This window comes from Rudanella lutea DSM 19387 (assembly GCF_000383955.1).
GTDB classification, from domain to species: domain Bacteria; phylum Bacteroidota; class Bacteroidia; order Cytophagales; family Spirosomataceae; genus Rudanella; species Rudanella lutea.
This window is the reverse complement of record NZ_KB913013.1, coordinates 27,712-43,593: the sequence shown is the minus strand read 5'-3', so window position 1 is coordinate 43,593 and position 15,882 is coordinate 27,712. Positions and strand designations below refer to the sequence as shown.

The 15,882-nt window shown below is 53.7% G+C and carries 21 protein-coding genes; 20 read left to right on the top strand and 1 reads right to left on the bottom strand.

The annotated features are described in order from the left end of the window. Positions 1 to 176: 176 nt before the first annotated feature. Entirely contained in the window at positions 177 to 866 is a 690-nt protein-coding gene (locus tag RUDLU_RS28545; RefSeq protein WP_211220192.1) for an XRE family transcriptional regulator, read from the bottom strand. A 629-nt stretch (positions 867 to 1,495) separates the two neighbouring features. On the opposite strand from RUDLU_RS28545, the gene RUDLU_RS0100275 reads away from it, so the two are divergent. The 20 genes from RUDLU_RS0100275 (at position 1,496) to RUDLU_RS0100165 (ending at position 15,856) form a co-directional block, all read left to right on the top strand. After that, positions 1,496 to 1,735, top strand: coding sequence for a hypothetical protein (locus RUDLU_RS0100275; protein ID WP_019986327.1), 240 nt, complete (start codon positions 1,496 to 1,498; stop codon positions 1,733 to 1,735). Positions 1,736 to 1,743: 8 nt separating this feature from the next. Further along, positions 1,744 to 1,965, top strand: a complete 222-nt coding sequence (locus tag RUDLU_RS0100270) for a hypothetical protein (protein WP_157580058.1) — start codon at positions 1,744 to 1,746, stop codon at positions 1,963 to 1,965. 7 nt (positions 1,966 to 1,972) lie between these two features. Continuing rightward, positions 1,973 to 2,281 carry a hypothetical protein gene (locus RUDLU_RS0100265; protein ID WP_019986325.1) on the top strand — a complete coding sequence of 103 codons (309 nt, stop codon included), beginning with the start codon at positions 1,973 to 1,975 and terminating at the stop codon, positions 2,279 to 2,281. A gap of 118 nt (positions 2,282 to 2,399) precedes the next feature. Next, entirely contained in the window at positions 2,400 to 5,300 is a 2,901-nt protein-coding gene (locus RUDLU_RS0100260) for a primase-helicase family protein (RefSeq protein ID WP_245581603.1), read from the top strand. A gap of 15 nt (positions 5,301 to 5,315) precedes the next feature. Further along, positions 5,316 to 5,930, top strand: coding sequence for a hypothetical protein (locus tag RUDLU_RS0100255; protein ID WP_019986323.1), 615 nt, complete (start codon positions 5,316 to 5,318; stop codon positions 5,928 to 5,930). 179 nt (positions 5,931 to 6,109) lie between these two features. Continuing rightward, positions 6,110 to 6,454: a hypothetical protein gene (locus tag RUDLU_RS0100245; RefSeq protein ID WP_019986321.1), complete on the top strand. Its 345-nt coding sequence runs from the start codon at positions 6,110 to 6,112 to the stop codon at positions 6,452 to 6,454. A gap of 169 nt (positions 6,455 to 6,623) precedes the next feature. Beyond that, complete coding sequence (locus RUDLU_RS29535) at positions 6,624 to 7,013, top strand: hypothetical protein (protein ID WP_211220191.1); 390 nt, start codon at positions 6,624 to 6,626, stop codon at positions 7,011 to 7,013. Positions 7,014 to 7,326: 313 nt separating this feature from the next. Further along, positions 7,327 to 7,626: a hypothetical protein gene (locus RUDLU_RS0100230; protein WP_019986318.1), complete on the top strand. Its 300-nt coding sequence runs from the start codon at positions 7,327 to 7,329 to the stop codon at positions 7,624 to 7,626. A 582-nt stretch (positions 7,627 to 8,208) separates the two neighbouring features. Then, the gene (locus tag RUDLU_RS0100220; RefSeq protein WP_019986316.1) at positions 8,209 to 8,694 is read left to right on the top strand and encodes a hypothetical protein; all 486 of its coding nucleotides are present in this window, start codon (positions 8,209 to 8,211) and stop codon (positions 8,692 to 8,694) included. 193 nt (positions 8,695 to 8,887) lie between these two features. Next, a complete protein-coding gene (locus RUDLU_RS0100215; protein ID WP_019986315.1) occupies positions 8,888 to 9,463 on the top strand; it encodes a hypothetical protein in 576 nt (191 codons plus the stop codon). A 3-nt stretch (positions 9,464 to 9,466) separates the two neighbouring features. After that, entirely contained in the window at positions 9,467 to 10,438 is a 972-nt protein-coding gene (locus RUDLU_RS0100210) for a pyocin knob domain-containing protein (protein WP_019986314.1), read from the top strand. A gap of 5 nt (positions 10,439 to 10,443) precedes the next feature. After that, positions 10,444 to 10,893 (top strand): hypothetical protein, encoded by a 450-nt coding sequence (locus RUDLU_RS0100205; protein ID WP_019986313.1) that lies wholly within the window; start codon positions 10,444 to 10,446, stop codon positions 10,891 to 10,893. Between the two features lie 33 nt (positions 10,894 to 10,926). After that, complete coding sequence (locus RUDLU_RS26680) at positions 10,927 to 11,304, top strand: DUF1353 domain-containing protein (RefSeq protein ID WP_019986312.1); 378 nt, start codon at positions 10,927 to 10,929, stop codon at positions 11,302 to 11,304. A 151-nt stretch (positions 11,305 to 11,455) separates the two neighbouring features. Further along, entirely contained in the window at positions 11,456 to 12,298 is an 843-nt protein-coding gene (locus RUDLU_RS0100195) for a S49 family peptidase (RefSeq protein ID WP_019986311.1), read from the top strand. A 5-nt stretch (positions 12,299 to 12,303) separates the two neighbouring features. Further along, on the top strand, positions 12,304 to 12,912 hold the full coding sequence (locus RUDLU_RS26675) for a hypothetical protein (RefSeq protein ID WP_019986310.1): 609 nt from the start codon (positions 12,304 to 12,306) through the stop codon (positions 12,910 to 12,912). A gap of 62 nt (positions 12,913 to 12,974) precedes the next feature. After that, complete coding sequence (locus tag RUDLU_RS0100185) at positions 12,975 to 13,982, top strand: DUF4121 family protein (RefSeq protein WP_245581602.1); 1,008 nt, start codon at positions 12,975 to 12,977, stop codon at positions 13,980 to 13,982. A gap of 100 nt (positions 13,983 to 14,082) precedes the next feature. Continuing rightward, entirely contained in the window at positions 14,083 to 14,754 is a 672-nt protein-coding gene (locus RUDLU_RS0100180) for a hypothetical protein (RefSeq protein ID WP_019986308.1), read from the top strand. Positions 14,755 to 14,813: 59 nt separating this feature from the next. Beyond that, positions 14,814 to 15,008 (top strand): hypothetical protein, encoded by a 195-nt coding sequence (locus tag RUDLU_RS29530; protein WP_157580057.1) that lies wholly within the window; start codon positions 14,814 to 14,816, stop codon positions 15,006 to 15,008. Positions 15,009 to 15,010: 2 nt separating this feature from the next. After that, positions 15,011 to 15,394 carry a hypothetical protein gene (locus tag RUDLU_RS0100170; protein WP_019986306.1) on the top strand — a complete coding sequence of 128 codons (384 nt, stop codon included), beginning with the start codon at positions 15,011 to 15,013 and terminating at the stop codon, positions 15,392 to 15,394. 192 nt (positions 15,395 to 15,586) lie between these two features. Continuing rightward, the gene (locus tag RUDLU_RS0100165; protein WP_019986305.1) at positions 15,587 to 15,856 is read left to right on the top strand and encodes a hypothetical protein; all 270 of its coding nucleotides are present in this window, start codon (positions 15,587 to 15,589) and stop codon (positions 15,854 to 15,856) included. Positions 15,857 to 15,882 lie beyond the last annotated feature (26 nt).

The window sequence follows — 15,882 nt, the reverse complement described above, 5'->3', positions numbered from 1 at the left end:
GTGCCGAAGGCGAGACTCGAAGAAGCCACTAGAAGGTCATAAAACGCCCAAAACAGCGTGTTTTGGGCGTTTTTGATGAGTAGTAATGTTGCCATTTTGTAGAACTAGTTTGCCACTTTTTGGCCACGATTAATCTGGTTCAATGTGTTATGCAGATCTTCTCCTGCAAAGGGTTATTAACGAACAGGCTCGTAAATTTTGCTGATAACCTTCCACATACAGTGTATCTCGTTTGCTGGTACAGTAATAGAGCCATGCATGTCATTATCTGAGTGCAGCCGAAGAATTCCTTCTGAACGAATATCATTGGTTCGGATTCTCTTGACAACGAATTTACCTGGACCAAAAAGTACTGCGTAAACCCCTCCAGACTCATACTGCCAGTCATTTCCGTGGATGTTGTTGGCCAGTACTATTGCGCGATCTCGAATCGATGGCTCCATACTATCCCCCTCGATCTCAATAGCCACGCTCTCATGATTAAGCACGGTTATAGGCAGAAAAACGGGGTAGGTCTCTTCTATCCAGCGCAAATCGCAATACTCATGTGATATTTTAGAAATGCCTGCCTGTGCTCGTACACTAATGAATGGTACCTGCGTATAGAGTTCCTTGATACTTGTTTTGACTGAGCGGATATTTCCCTTTACATATACCCCTGGCTCGTCATCTGCAACAGGATTTTGGTTTCCGCTCAAAAGCTCTTCAACACTGACACCCAAAATGCTTGACACAACTGGAAGTTGCTTTGACGTAGGCAGGCCGTCACCCCGTTCCCACTTCTGGATTGACTGATAGGTTAGACCAAGTTTTTGGGCTAATTCCTTTTGTGTCAGACCATTCCGTCTGCGTAATTCTCTGATCATTTGGGCAGTTGAGTTCACGATGAAAATATAATGCAACTAAAATTTGCATTACTATTTTGGGTTGTGTTATTTAGCACTACCAAAAGTTGCATTACCGTCTTTGGTAGTGCTAATATAAGCCTACCTGCTTTACACACAACCAGCTAATGCACAAACGAACAATCTCTTTTCCTGATGGCAAATAATCGAGTACAGACGGTCACGGCTTCGAGTGAATGGCGAGACCGTATGAGGGTAGCACGAGAGTCACTACCTCAAAGTGTTGGACAACAGGACGTCATTGTTTTTGTCTGCGAGACTAATCCAGAGTTGAATCGGCTGACCTACGCTACGAGGTGGCGTAACGCCTGGGTTGGTCGAGTTGCTGATCCAGAATTTACAATGGCTGTTGAAAAGGCCGCTGAGCACTTTAAAGCCCAACATAAACAGACTGCTAATCGACTTAGACGGCAAGGATTGACCCGCCCCAAATAGTGAATTTTCAAATCCTATAAATCTGATCACAATGAAAGAGCTACTGATTCTCCTGCTGATCCTGATCAGCTACCTACTGGCTCCCGGAAGCCCCTTTCTATTGCCTTGAGTGCCTTACTACAGGAATGTTCAAACCAATAAATCCAAGCAAAACCATGTCGACGCCTAACAACGCCCCCCAGGGATGTGGCAACATGACCCTTACTATCAGCCGTCAGCGCGGCTTTACCTCGTACCTGGAAACGCTCGTCGGTGTGACGGCGGAGCAGGTGCGTAGCCGCCTGAATGAGCCGGACGTACCCACGCTATACCAGAAAATGCCCCTGAAGCCCTTCGTGAGCGAAGTAAAGCAGGACCAGACCACCCACTACGTTTCGCTTTTTGTCGCTGTATGATTTTGTCCATGAACCAGGTATTGGCGATTCACAACGCCAATACCTACCACCTCCAGTCGGAGCAGAACCTACGCAATTGCCTCGAAACCGTAACCGATATGAACGCCTTCATGGCGCGTCATGCGCTCCCCAGCTTTCAGGTAGGCACCATGATTCAACCCATAACCCCCTCGGTGCTCCAGGCTATTGAGCACCGGGTTGCCGAATCGTTAGAGAACTTTTTACCATAGAACTTTTATGAACCAACAGCCTACCAAAGCGCCCTTCTGGCAACAGGCCAATGACGTGACCTGCCTACTGGTCATGCCCATCGAAGAACCCCGTGCAGATGGTATTGCCAAGCTGTCGACGGTGGTGCTCGGCTACGTGACGGCCGTAGGTACGGTCAACCCGCTGTACCAATCCTTTGCCTACACGGGTGCGACCCAAGAGCCGTTTAGTGTGCGTGCCCGCCACGATCAGGCCGCAGCTCAGGCCGATGTGGTGCAGTTTCTGAAGGATATAAACCGGTGGCCGGTGATTGAGAATGAAGTGGTTAGTAGCTAGATGCAAGCCAGACCGGTGGGCCCGCCTGCCGGTCCTTTTCTACTAAACCCACTTCCGTCAACTTTCCGCCATGACCCGGATTACCCCACAACACGTATATGAGCAAACCCAGGGGGGCTTGCTTATCATTCTCCACTACTACCCTCAGGCCGAGAAGGCAAGCCAGAGTAAGCGTTTCAAGTTCAAGATTCGCGAAGAAGCCACGGCCAGCTGTACCCTGACCGAGCATAACGGGGTATGGTGGGTAAAAGATTTTGGCTCTGGAGAGAAAGCCATGTCGCCCATCGACGTCGTGATGCGCGAGGAACGGCTGGACTTTGCCGAGGCCATGAAGCTCATTGCTGAGCGGTTTGAGATTGCGGGCGAAGATGGCAAATCGACCAAACCCGCCTACACGTTTTCGGAGCGCCCAGCCACGCCTGAGGAGGAAGAAGGCCACTACTACCCGGAGGTTAAAGAGTTTTCGGTGACCGATCTGAAGGCTATTTTCTCGAAGCAGATTTGGGTGTTTCTGTCTAAGCGTAACCTAAAAGATGGTGAGCAGGCGGGCGACGAGGTAGCGATGCGGAATGCGAAGGAGCTGTGCAAGCAGTACCATTTGTATGCCCTGGCCAGCTACACCTACATCAAAAACCGTAAAGCCTTAACCTTCGGCTCGACGGACACGTACCCCCAGTTCATGTTCGACGAGGGTACGTGGCAGAAGTACTATAAGCCGAAGGAGAAAGATAAAAGCCGCCGGTTCTTTTCGGCCGGCCGTAAGCCCGAACGCTACCTGTTTGGGCTGATGCAGGCTCAGGAGCGGCTAAACGATTTGCAGGGCCCTACACCCGATACCGCTGCCACCGGCGAAGATGGCGAGGTAGTAACCACCAAAGCCAAGCGCCACGACGTAAAGTTGCCGGAGATCATTCTGTGTACCGGTGGCTCGGATGCGCTCAATGTAGCGGCTCTGGGCTACTCAGTGATCTGGCAAAACTCAGAAACGGCCGAGCTGGCCAGCGACCACTACGCCCGGATCAGGGGGATGGCCGAGCGGGTGTACAACCTCCCCGACATTGACGAAACCGGCAGACGGGAGGCCCATAAGCTGGCCACCGAGTACCTGGACCTGCACACGATCTTTTTGCCCGATGAGCTGCGCAAACGGTATGACCTGCGTGGTAACCCCTGCAAAGACGTTCGGGATTTCTTTACCTACTACACCGGTAAGGATTTCGACAATTTACTGCGGATGGCCTACCCACTGCGGTTTTGGGATGAAGAACCGAAGCGAGACCGCAACGGCGATCTGCTAATAAAAGGTGGCCGGGTGTTGTATGAGTACAAGCCCAACAACGAGCTTATTTACAACTTCCTGCACCGCAATGGTTTCGGGTTGCTGGAGCTGCCCAATGATAAGCGGGGTGAGATTCTGGTGCGCATCGATGGGAATGTGGTTCGGCCGATGGAGTTCAGCCACATTAACCGGTTTGTAAAGGAGTTTCTGAAACGGCGCTATTCACCCATTGAGCTGCTCAATGCGTTTCACCGGTCGAAGAACTTCAGCAAAGACTCGATGAGCAACCTGTCGGCGGTGGAGGTGAGCTTCGAAGACTTTGGGCGCGATCATCAGTACCTGTTTTTCCAGAACGAGACCTGGTGCGTGACCAAAGAGGGAATCAAGGTGTATGAGCGCGATACCTGCGACCGCTTTGTGTGGGAAGCCGAAGTACTGCCCCACGACGTGAAGGTGATCGATGCCCCGTTTACCATCAGCAAAACGGAGCTGGGCGATTGGGATATTCAGATTCACTCGACCGATTGCCTGTTTCTGCGTTACCTGATCAATGCCAGTCGCGTATACTGGCGCCCGGAGCTGGAAGAGCGGCTCGACGAGCGCCCCCGTCAGGAGCAGGAAGAATACCTCGAAAAGTACCGGTGGGCCATCGACGGGCCGTTGCTGACCGAGGAGGAGATCCGGGAGCAGAAGCAGCATCTGATTAACAAGCTAATCAGTTTCGGCTACCTGCTGCACCGCTATAAAGACCCGGCCCACGCCTACTGTATTTGGGCGATGGACTACGAAATCACGACGGCCGACGAAAGCCACGGTGGTACGGGTAAGTCGATGGCCTACACGAGCCTCGTCCGGATGATGCAGACCAAGCTGCTGGGTGGCCGGGATACACGCCTGACCGAAAACGCGCACGTGCTCGAAGGGGTATCGGAACACACCGACATGATACTCGTCGACGATGCGAATAAGTACCTGGATTTTCAGTACTTCTTCAGCATGATTACGTCGTTTACGACGGTCAACCCGAAGGGTATGTCGTCGTACTCGATTCCGTTCGAGCAGTCGCCCAAGCTGTGTATAACGTCCAACTTTCCGCCCAGTGATACCGATAAGTCGACCATGCGCCGGCTCTGGTTCACGACCTTCAGCGACTACTACCACAAAAACCCGACGGGCGATTATCGGGAAGAACGCTTACCGCTGAGCGAGTTTGGTAAGGCTCTGTTTACCGATTTCAACTCGGCCGAATGGAATTGCTTCATGAATGTGATGGGCCGCAGCGTGCAGGCCTGGCTCACCTGGGGCAAAGTGGAGCCGCCCATGAAGAACGTGATGCTGAACACCTACAAGGCACAAATGGGCCCCACGTTCCATGCCTGGGCGGATAGCTATTTCCGGCTCGATGAGCAGCGGCTGGATCATTACGTGCCTCGCTACATGGCGCAGGAAACCTACAAGCCTATGCAGCCGGGCCTGAGCCCTCAGGGCTTTTTACAGAAGCTGCAAGCCTGGTGCCGATTTAAGGGCTACACGCTCAACCCGGTGGAATTGCAGAATGCCGATAAGCGGATTATGGAGCGCCATGCTACCTATTCGAACAACCGGGGCGAGTGGACCAAAACCGGCAAAAGCGAGACGAAGGAAATGCTCTATATCCAGACCAATGCCGATACGCAACCTGAGCGCCGGTTTTGGGATGACGATCCGGGTGCCGTCCCTGTGACCCCTCTACCGTTTTAACCCCCCTCTATCACAATGACAACCAACACAGCAGATCAGGGCAATGGCCCTCTGGAGTATAACCGAATTTCGATGCTTGCCTACGCGGACGAAATGGGCCGTGTGCATGGTATTCCGATGATTCGCTACGCGCTCAATGCGGAGCAGGAAATGATTTTGCTCGGGTGCAGCGCTCCGCCGGCAGGCCTCGACGGCCACGGGGTAGCGGTATGGGAGTGTGTGGGTCAGCTGAGCGATCAAACTACGGTGCTGTACCAAATAACGGTGAACTCGCTCGAACGTGACGGCTGGAACCTGGTGGAGTACCCCGATCCGTATGTGCTCGTTGGTACGCGCCTGGCCGATGCCTGCCTGTTTGAGATGGAACGCACGCACGTGGCCGTAAAAAACCCGATGGAAGGGCATCTGCTGAAGGTCGCGCGGGCCTGGGTAGAAGGCCGGTCGGAAACGAGAATCCAGACAATCGAGGAATTCTACGAGCGGCTGAAGCGGGAAAAGGAGCTGTACCTGGCTGATCGGCTACGGGTGCGCACGACGTCGGCGCTGATCGTGCTGATCGATGGGGTTGTGCATATCAAGCCGGGGTTGGGCCGGGCTGGGTCACTGGCCGTAATCCGGATGCGAAAATGAAGTGGGTGCTGTACTTACCTCTGGCCTCGATAACCCTGGTGATCGGGATGGCCATAGCGGTGATTGTGGTGATGATTCGGCCGACGATTGTCGACTGGTTTGGTGTAATGAAAAAGGAATGTTCAACTAATAAATAGACTACTGTATGATTTCGAATGCTAAGAAAGGAGGGCTGAGGAATGGCTAAGCGCACGTTTGAACTCTGCTACGAATGGTGGTATGCCACGTTGATTATTGACGATGAGCTGGCCGCTAACGAGCTTAAGGAAGTGGTGGAGTACCGCGACGATTGGGAGAGTGTGCTGGCTACTCATAATGGAGACTATGCAAAAGCCTTTTGCCACTACATCGGGCCGGAGCTGGTGATCGAATCACCGAACAGCACCCTGGAGTGGGTTCGGGATTACGTGTTTACCAAAAAAGAAGGCTACTGTATGAAGCTCGATGGTACAAAGGGTATTGAGCTGACGGCGATAGATGAGTGGTATCTGGAGAGAGAGCTGGTTGAGGTGAGAGAGTTATAGGCTATGCCTTTCAAGCGCAAACGCTACCATCCTAAATGGTCACTGATAAAGCGCCTGGTTCGAAAGCGGGATAATGACCGCTGTGTTCATTGCGAGGCTGAGCATGGCCAGCCGCACCCTAAAGGCGATGGCTGGATTGTGTGGCTGGCCTGTGCACACCTCGATCATGATGAACGCAACAACCGATTTTCCAACCTGGCATCCTTGTGCCAGTGGTGCCACCTCGACCATGACCGGCCCGATAATGCCGACCGCCGACGATACGGCCCCCACGGCCGTCATTACAACCAATTACGATTATTCCCCGATGAACCAACCAAACACCCCCATACAAGCCAAAACGCCCCTGATCAGCACGGTTCCTCCGGAGCTGGTTCTGCGCCAGTACAGTAAGTGGATATCGGCCGATAAGCGCCGAATCTTTATCGTGGTCGATGCCTGGCACGGCAAACGTGAATACGTCATGCTGATGGACTTCCGCACGGAGGAAGAGCTGTGGCGGCCGACAAAGGAGATTCTGAAACTGATTCAGGACAAACAACTGCTACGCTACGAATGACCAGATCAAAACATTGTGCACGTATAACCCGCCTTTACTACAGTTTCAGACGCCAGGGTAAAGGTGATTTAGAAGACCGAGCTTATCGTGTTCATCTTCGTATGTGCTTCCACTGGGATCAACGCTCATTTCAACAGCAAGACCCGTTTTACGCCCAACGGGATTTAGAGAGCCGACAGCAGAGAAAACTCATTGGCCGCCTGCGCTATGAATGCGAACAATGGGAGGCCCAACACACGCAAATTTTAACGACACAGATTGACTCCCCTCGCCCCTCGGCTAACCCAGTTCACGGGGCTTAACTTCCTTTACTATGCAAACTATCGACGACGAGCTTCGGAAGGATATCCTACTGATGAAAATGATGCGGACCATTCTATTGGACGCATACGGGCCTGCGCAGTTTGAAGAAAACCTCAGCTCCTACAAAAAGGAACTCGCGCAGAGGGCCTCGGAGCACAAAACCAGCCATGTGGATGTTGCATGTCAGCTGATTGATAACCTTAAGAATGCAGCTGCGATAAACATGGATGAGGACGTAGTGGAGGTGGCTAGCTTCATGTTCACGCTGGCTGCCTTTGAGCTGGATGGCTTGATACTGGAGAACATATAAAACGCTACAAATCCTATTCTTTTGGCCCCGCTTGCGGGGCTTTTTTTGTGCCCGCCTGCTCTGGCTGCCCTTTCCCTTCGACCCTTTTTATAATAACTGCGTAAATTTTGTAATTCTGTAACAAGTGGGGGTAAAATCGGGCTAATTAGCCTGTGGGTCAAGTTATTATCTTGATACAAAATCTATTTTGGAGTTGTAACAAAATTACAATTGATACAAAAGTTTGTAACAGTTAACCCCCTCAGATTCAGATAGTAGGTCGCTGTTACAAAAAAAACAGCCTGTTTTTGAGGCTGTTTCAAGTGATTCAAACTACTTGTATTGGGCTAAAGTGCTGATAAAAAGGAAATTGACCACTGGCGATACAGCTGCTACAGAATTACAAAAAAAATACAGAGTTGAACGATAGTCGCGTTAGAAGCCCGCAATAGGCCTTAGCAGAACAGGAATACCCAGCCGGTTACATTTGCTCTATGTCGTGTAAAACATATGGACTGTTCTACTTATATTTCGCTTAAGTCCTATTAGCAGTTGGCCACGTTTGGAACCTTTGCCCAACATCTACCCCCCATCATTCCCACAATGTTAAAATCGCGCATTCCTGTGCCTGAGGCTCACGTTCGGCAGTTCATTATGGCTCGCTACGGGAACAATACCAACACGGTTGATATCAACCGTAAAACGATGCTCGGTATTTTGTGCGTACTGGCGTCGGAGAAGGTAGGTTTCCGGCACGTATTACCCCGATCTGCGCAAGACCTGCACCCGGAGCAGTACATCACGCTCCTGTTGCCCGACTCACTGCGCAACAACTTTATTCACCCCTCGAAGGTGCAGGCCGTGGCCCAGTTTTTTGGCTATTTGTTTACGCAGGCGTTTCTGGAGTGCTGCGAGACGAGCCTGGCTCTGGGCATTACCGACTACGAGGCCGTGCAGCTGTTCATGGAGCGGTACGGGATCACTGAAGACATGATTGCGAGCGACACGCTCCGGAAGAAGTGGCGCGACCACCAGCGGTACATGATGTACAAAACGGAGCAGATGATTTATCCGCGGCAAGTGGCGTAAACGTGAAATAAAGTAGGGGTAGTTACTCGTCAGTTTGGGCTACCTATTCACCAATATTCGGGGTTGTTCACTCGTTTGGCGAGTTGTTCACGGCCAAAAACCGCCTTTCTGGCTCAGGAAGGCGGTTTTTGGTTTTTAGACCCCCCGTTTTTACGTCCTACCGTTCGGCCCGGTAAAGGCGCAGTTTTGCCAAATGAATCCCTTTGACCGAACCACTGCTGTTCCTGCACTACCGAACCAGGGCGGTCAGGCAAATGTGCCGGGTCTCCGTCAGCTCTGGCTGATCGAGGCTCGGCATTTGCTGGGGTTGACCGACCCCCGTACGCTGCCGACCGACCTAACGGGCTGGACCCTGCCCGAAAACGGGCTCCAGCTTTCCGAAGATGCTCAGGTGATCAACCTGCGCTTTTTGCGTGATCGAAGCGGCTACTCCCAAAAAGCGACCAATAGCGTGCACGGTATTGCCTACGCGCAGGCGCTGGTACTGGAGATACCGCGTGATCATGCTCAGACAACCCTATTTGTAGCCCGGATGACCGGCCGCAAATGGGTAGCGGTGTATCAGGATGGCAACGGTTTGTACAAACTTGTGGGAACGCCCAGCCAGCCGCTGCGTTTCAGCGCCGAGTTCAAGGCCGCTCCCAACGGGTATATGTGCAGCTGGACCACCGACACCCGGTGGCCTGCCTATCATTTGGCCGAGCAGCCCGGGCGGTGGCTGCTCGATGCAGAGTTCTCTTACGGTTTTTCCTACGATTTTTATTCTTAAGCAATGGCATCAGACGGCTCGTCGATCAAAAACGATATCGACAATAATCTGGGGAACAAGGGTTACCGGGGCATTCGGATTGCGACGGTAATCACGGTGCTCAAAAGTGTGGTGGACTGGGTGACTACCAGTATTAATACTAACCTCAGTACCTGGTTCAAAGTAGGCGGGGGCGTGGCCGGGGCCAACACGGATGCCGCCTATAGGACCGGCAAAACCATTTTTGGGCGCTCTTACGACGATGGCTCTGGGGCAGTACTTCAGACTCATGGCAAAGTGACCATTGGCGGGGTGATTTACGAAGAAGCTACGGCAATGCTTATACCTGAGACGCTCGACTTTAATGCGATGTTGAATCTGGGTGTGTTTGGGGTAGGTGGCTCATCCTGGAATCCGGCTGGCAATGGGCCTGCTGGTACGTTTCCGGGCATATTCACCTTCGGCACGTTGATCAATCAGGTTTCGCACTTCGGAAACCGAATTCAGACGTACGTAGATAACAATACGAATTATGCGTACCGTCGGCAACGCTGGGGGAACAATGCTTGGGGACCGTGGGTATGCTATGATTTGTATGTACCCAGGCTGGAGGTTAGTGACGAAGTGCGGTTTAACGGCTCCCTGAGAAACCGCAAGGTAGTGATGTATGAGGTTGGTGGTAATGATCATCAGTACTATGGGTCCGGGGTGAATGGTAACACCTATCGGCAGCAAGTACCCAGTACGTCGGATGATTTCGTGTTTTATGCTGGAACCAGTGCGAGTACCAGTAATGAAGTTGGCCGTATCAAGGGTAATGGTGAATGGTGGGCACCCGGTGGGGTTCTCTCTGGCTGGCGCACAAAAGCCGGAAACCCCACCACCGCCGATATACCTGCTGGCAGGTCGGTGATTTATAAAAACAGCAGCAACAACGAATTGCGGCTATGGGCGAACGATGGGGGCACAATGAAGTCTATCCTTCTAATGAGTTGATAATTATGGAAAACCCTATTCAGATTGCTATTTCGCCCGAACCGTTTACGGGCTTTCAACGGGCTGCCCGGCTAAAGTCATTTGTCGTTTTTGACGATCTCGAAATGTGCCAGCAGGTCAGCATTCTGTACGTGGATGCGCAGGGCGTGCCGATGCTGGAGCAGATTGCCGCTGACCCGACACTGACAGCTGAACAGCGCCAGGTACTCATGACTCGATATGCCGACCGCGTGGTGCAACGCGAAACGCGGGGGGCTTACATCATGCCGGCTACGGGTCAGATAGTACCTGCGGATACCGAGGGGGCCATTAGCCAGGTGGACTTTTTTCAGAGCATCACGATTGGTCAGCTGCGGCAGCGGATGGTGATTGACGATAACACCTCCTTCGCGCAGATACTGTACACACTGCTGGCGAGTGAGATCGCGACTATGGACGCGCGGGGGCAATTGTAACTACTGGTAACATGAATTGTAACTGGTGGTAACATGCAGGCTATTGTAGTGGAATATTTAGAAGATGACCCCAAAGCCGACCGCTGGCGACTGGTACAGCCACTGACCTTCAGTACCCTGGTTGGGCAGGTGGTTGTACCAGTTGGTTACAAGACCGACTTTGCCAGTGTGCCCATGATTCTCTGGGGCTTTTTCCCGCCAATCGGGCGGCATTGTCGGGCCTGCGTGCTGCATGACTATTGGTACGACAACCGGTTGTTTGAGGCCGAGCTGGGCGAAACGCGAGCACGCTACCTGGCAGATCGGGAGCTTTATGAACGTCTGAAGGCAGTAGAGCCTCGAAAGTGGCTCCGCAATTGGTGTATGTATGCGGCCTGCCGGTTGTTCGGCCGCAGCTGGTGGAGAAATTAGGCTGGCCCAGAGCCGGTACGATACAAGTTAAGTTACGGTGGGATGAAACCCGGCTCCGCGTTGAGGGCCGGGTTTTTTGTTGGCGGGGTTTTGTCCTGTTATAGCCTGAGCGAGTCGAGCATGTTTGTAGGGTCTTATCACCTGAATCGGAATGACCGGCAATCTGTATTCCTGCGCGTGGGCAGTTTCGCCACTCCACGAAAATGTAATCAAGGCCGCGCTGAAGGCCGATCTGTTTAAGCTCAATACGCTGGGCTTTATGAACGGGCTGCCGCAGCATCTGATTGAAGCGGCCGACTACTCCTACGAAAAAGCCTGGATTGATTATCTGTCGATGAACGGCCATGTGCCGGTCATTCCGATTCAGGGCACCATGTCGCGCGGGTACACCTACGACAACTATTTCAGCAACACCTTTCTGATGGCGCTGATCTACAAAGCGGCCGACGATGACAGCAAGACCGGCGTGATTCTGCGCTACAATTCGGGTGGTGGTACCGTGGACTCGACCGACGAGCTGGCTGCGGCCGTGGCCTACCTGGCCAGCAAAAAGCCGGTGGTGGCGCACGTGACGCTCTGCGCTAGTGCGGCCCTGTGGTCGGCGGCTCCCTCAACCGAAATCATGATGGGGACTAGCCCCCTGGCTAAGATCGGCTCTATTGGCACGATCTACATTCACATGAATGTGGCTAAGGCGCTGGAGCAGCAGGGGATGGAACCCCAGATTTTCCGGTCGACGGGCGCTATTCACAAAGCGAAGCTGAACAGTATCGAACCGCTCGACGAGGATACGATCGGGGAAATTCAGCGCGATCTAGATGCGTCGGCTAAGGCGTTCAAATCGGGCCTGCGCGCGGGCCGGGGTGCCAAGTTGGCCTCCGACGAAATCTATACCGGCAAGGTGTATGGGCCTAAAGATGCAATTCGGTTAGGACTGGCCGATAGCCAGGGCGATCTCAATGCGGCTTACAAGCGAGTAATTCAACTTTCATAAATCAAATGGCAAAAACCACGGTTTCGGGTAGCTTCCTGGCTAGGATGTTCCCCTCTGCGTTCAAGTATTTATCTGAGAATGCGTCTCAGGAAGTCTTCAATTCGGCCGAGCAGGAAGCGGCTATTATTCATCAGCAGATTCAGGCTCTGGAGGTACCTACCCCTGCTGCGGTAACGGTTCAACCAGCTACGCCCACCGCGCCGGCTACGGCGGTAGAGGCCGTACTGGTTACGGCTCCTGCTACGGCAGTGACCCCGTCGGCCTCGACGACCGAACCCGAAGCGGCTCCGGCCGATGTAGCGGCTCAGCTGACGGCCATGACCGACCGGGCTACCAAGGCCGAGACGGAGCTGACCACGGTAAAGGCTGAACTGGCCACGGTAAAGGCGCAGATAACAACCCTGAGCCCAAAGGCCGCTGCCTGGGATGCGCAACAGGCCGCTCTGAAGGGTGCCGCCGTCAGCGGTGATACCACCAACAAGACCGGTGCGACAACTCAGGCAAGCTCACTCACCGATAAGGATGCGTCGGCTCTGGCCGATAAGCAGCGGCTGGCCGCTAAGTACCCCGGCCTGATGGCCGATCTGGATATTCCGGCCGCTGAGCAGGAGTAGCCCGTCGGCCCGTCAGACCCATCATTCACGCGTTTTTTTTCAACTCAAAACTGTATATCGAAGTGGCAACGTCATCACTCGACATGAGTAAGCTGGCCGATAAGCTCAAAGAGAATGTCGCCGATTATTCAAAGATTTTTTTTCTCAAACAGTCGAACGGCTTCAACGTGAAGAAAGACCGGCTGTTTACGGGGTTTCAGGTGCGCGATAAGGTGCCCCTCATTCGCTCGTCGACCGATCCCATGTTGCAGCCTGGCCGCAAGGGTGGTGCACCTAATTACAAGGGCGGTGTGGCACTGGCTAACCGCGAGGCTGGCCTGTTGCCGTTTCAGGCTAACCTGAAGCTGGACGAGAAGCAGCTCTACGCCTGGAGTAAAACGTACCTGGCTAAGCGTCGGCCGACCGATTCGAGCGATATCTACTCGTTCGAGGCCATGAACTGGTACATGGAGCAGGTGTTCCGGCAGTGCGCCAAAGACGTGCACGGGGCGATCTACAAAGGCGTGCACGATGCCCAGGGCGACAGCCACGTGGACATTGTGGACGGTCTGGAGATCCTGTTTGAGCAGGGCATTGCGCCGGCGGGCTCGGTAGCCGGTGCGGTGGGCGATATTCCGGCTGGTAACGTGGTGGCTGCTGCGGCTACGATCAACGCCAGCAACGTGCTCTCAGAGCTGCAAAAACTGGGTATGGCGTTTTTCGAGACGATGGATGAGCCCCTCGAAGAGAACGGCATTTTGGCACTCGACCCGATGCACATTGTCTACATCACGCAGGCACTGGACGCGCAGCTGTCGAACAACGCGCAGATCGTGTACCGGGAGAATGGCGTACTGCGGCTGGCCATGCTGCCGAATGTTACGATTGAGCCCCGCTCGTGGCTGAAGGGCACTGACAAGCAGCTACTGACGGTAGAGGGTAACCTGGCCGTGTTGGGCCCCGAGGATACGACGGAGGACATTCCGAGTATCAAGGTTGAGCAGTCGGAGCGGACGATCAAGCTGTTCCTCGACGGTGAAATGGGTATCAACTACTGCGACGGCCGCGTGCTGTTTATGAACGATAAGTAGCGTATTGCGCCGGGCCTGCGGGCCTGGCGCAGTTCGGTTTGTCGGGTGGTTATCAGGAATGTTCGTTTAATCTCATCATTCACTTTTTTACTGTTTTTCCATGAATCGTTTCCGTGTAATCAGTTCGGTGTTGTTTGGCCTGGTACTGCTGGCGAGTGTGCTGGCTCCGGCCGAGGTGGGGGCGCTGGTGCCGCCGTCGATGCACGATTTTATGTTTGGGCCCGAAGGGGTCACGCTGGCTGCTACGGTGAGCTTTACGCCCATAAAGCGCAAGGAGCGCCAAAAGTCCAATTTGGGCGGTATTATGAAGCTGGTACTGTTTTCGGCCAGCGATTTTACCGACGACTGGCCGAAGGCCGATGATATAGCAGCTGGTAAGTTGTCTGAAGTTCCTCCGCTCAAGAATGGAGTTGTGGGCGCACCGCTGACGTTTGACCTCAATACGTGCCAGGTGAAGTCGACCCGGAAGGGTGAACTGGGTTACCAGAACGTAGACGTATCGGGCGTGGCCAAATTTGCCGGTTACGAGGCCGATCAGATTGCCGCCCTGGATAAGACCATCAACGAAGGCGGGGTGGCCATTGCTACCTACAAAGACGGTACGCGGGTGGTGTATGGTACCAGCTATGAGCCGCTGACGTTTGAAGACGAAACGGATTCGGGTACGAAGGCCGACGATAAGCTTCAGATGGATTTGAAGTTTATGGGCAAGGGGTATGCGTTTCATCCGCCCGTGCTCGAGGCTGCGGTGGTGATCCCGATGCCGGCGTAGTGCGTACTGGTTTCAGCTCAACGGCCTCTCTCGACTGAGAGGGGCCTTTTTTTTAAGCTATGTCGACGACAAGACGTAAAACGGCCTATCGGGTCAAGAAGGAGTACGTGGGCCGGGTACGCCTGGAATCGGCCACCACGCGCATTGTGTTGGATGCGACAACTCCCCAGGCGGTACTGGCTCAACTCTACGAGACGGTATTAGGAAAAGGATTTATCGAACTGGTGCCGGAGAAGGCACCCAAACCTCAGTAAGCATGTATAAGCTGGAAACGAAGAAAATTGTAACGGCCCTCAAGTCGCTGGAGAACGCAGCCAAAGGTTCGGTACGGGCGTTGAACGAGATGACGAATAACGAGTTTGTGGGCTCGCAGCTGGAAAAAGACCCGCTCGGGAACATCGGCCTGATTGTGCGGACGTTGCAGAACGCGCAGGAGCGGGCCGCTGCTAACTCGAAGTACGCGGGTATGTCGGCCGAGGAAATCAGTGCGGCTCAGGAGGCCGAACGGGAAGCCGCCCGCGAGTCGATTACGGCGAGCTTTCAGCAGCGGTTGGCCAGCCGCCGGAAACCGGTGCAGGAAGAGCCCTATGATGGCTCGGAGCCTGACCCGGACGCGACCGGCACCGACACGGAAGCGTAGATAGTCCGGGGTAGCCAAAGCCGACAGCAGACAATGCTGTCGGCTTTTTTGTATGTTTGTGATGCTAACTATCAGTATCGAGTCCAGACGACCAACCGGCGTGCCATAAGACATGCCGGTTGGCACGTCGTTGTAAGTACGACACGGTCGTCTGGAAGGATGATAGTTAGCAGTGACCAACCGGCTCCATATATGCCTTTCCCTGCGCCCGCGCGATTCACCGACCTACGCGCTCACCTTCACGCTGCCAGGATTGATGCGGCACACCTCTCGTTTGTGCTGGAGCATTATTTGAGCCTACCCCAAAATATGCCCCTCGACGAATGGTATCAGGACCCGCTCGAAGACCATCAGGCCTGGGCGTACCGGGATATAGTCAGCTCGTTCCGGCAGATGATCGAGGCTAAACCCGATGAAGGGAATGGGGAAGAGCCCGAAGACGATACGAACGTCCTACCGTGACCGGCTACGTGCCGGTTTTTTTGTGC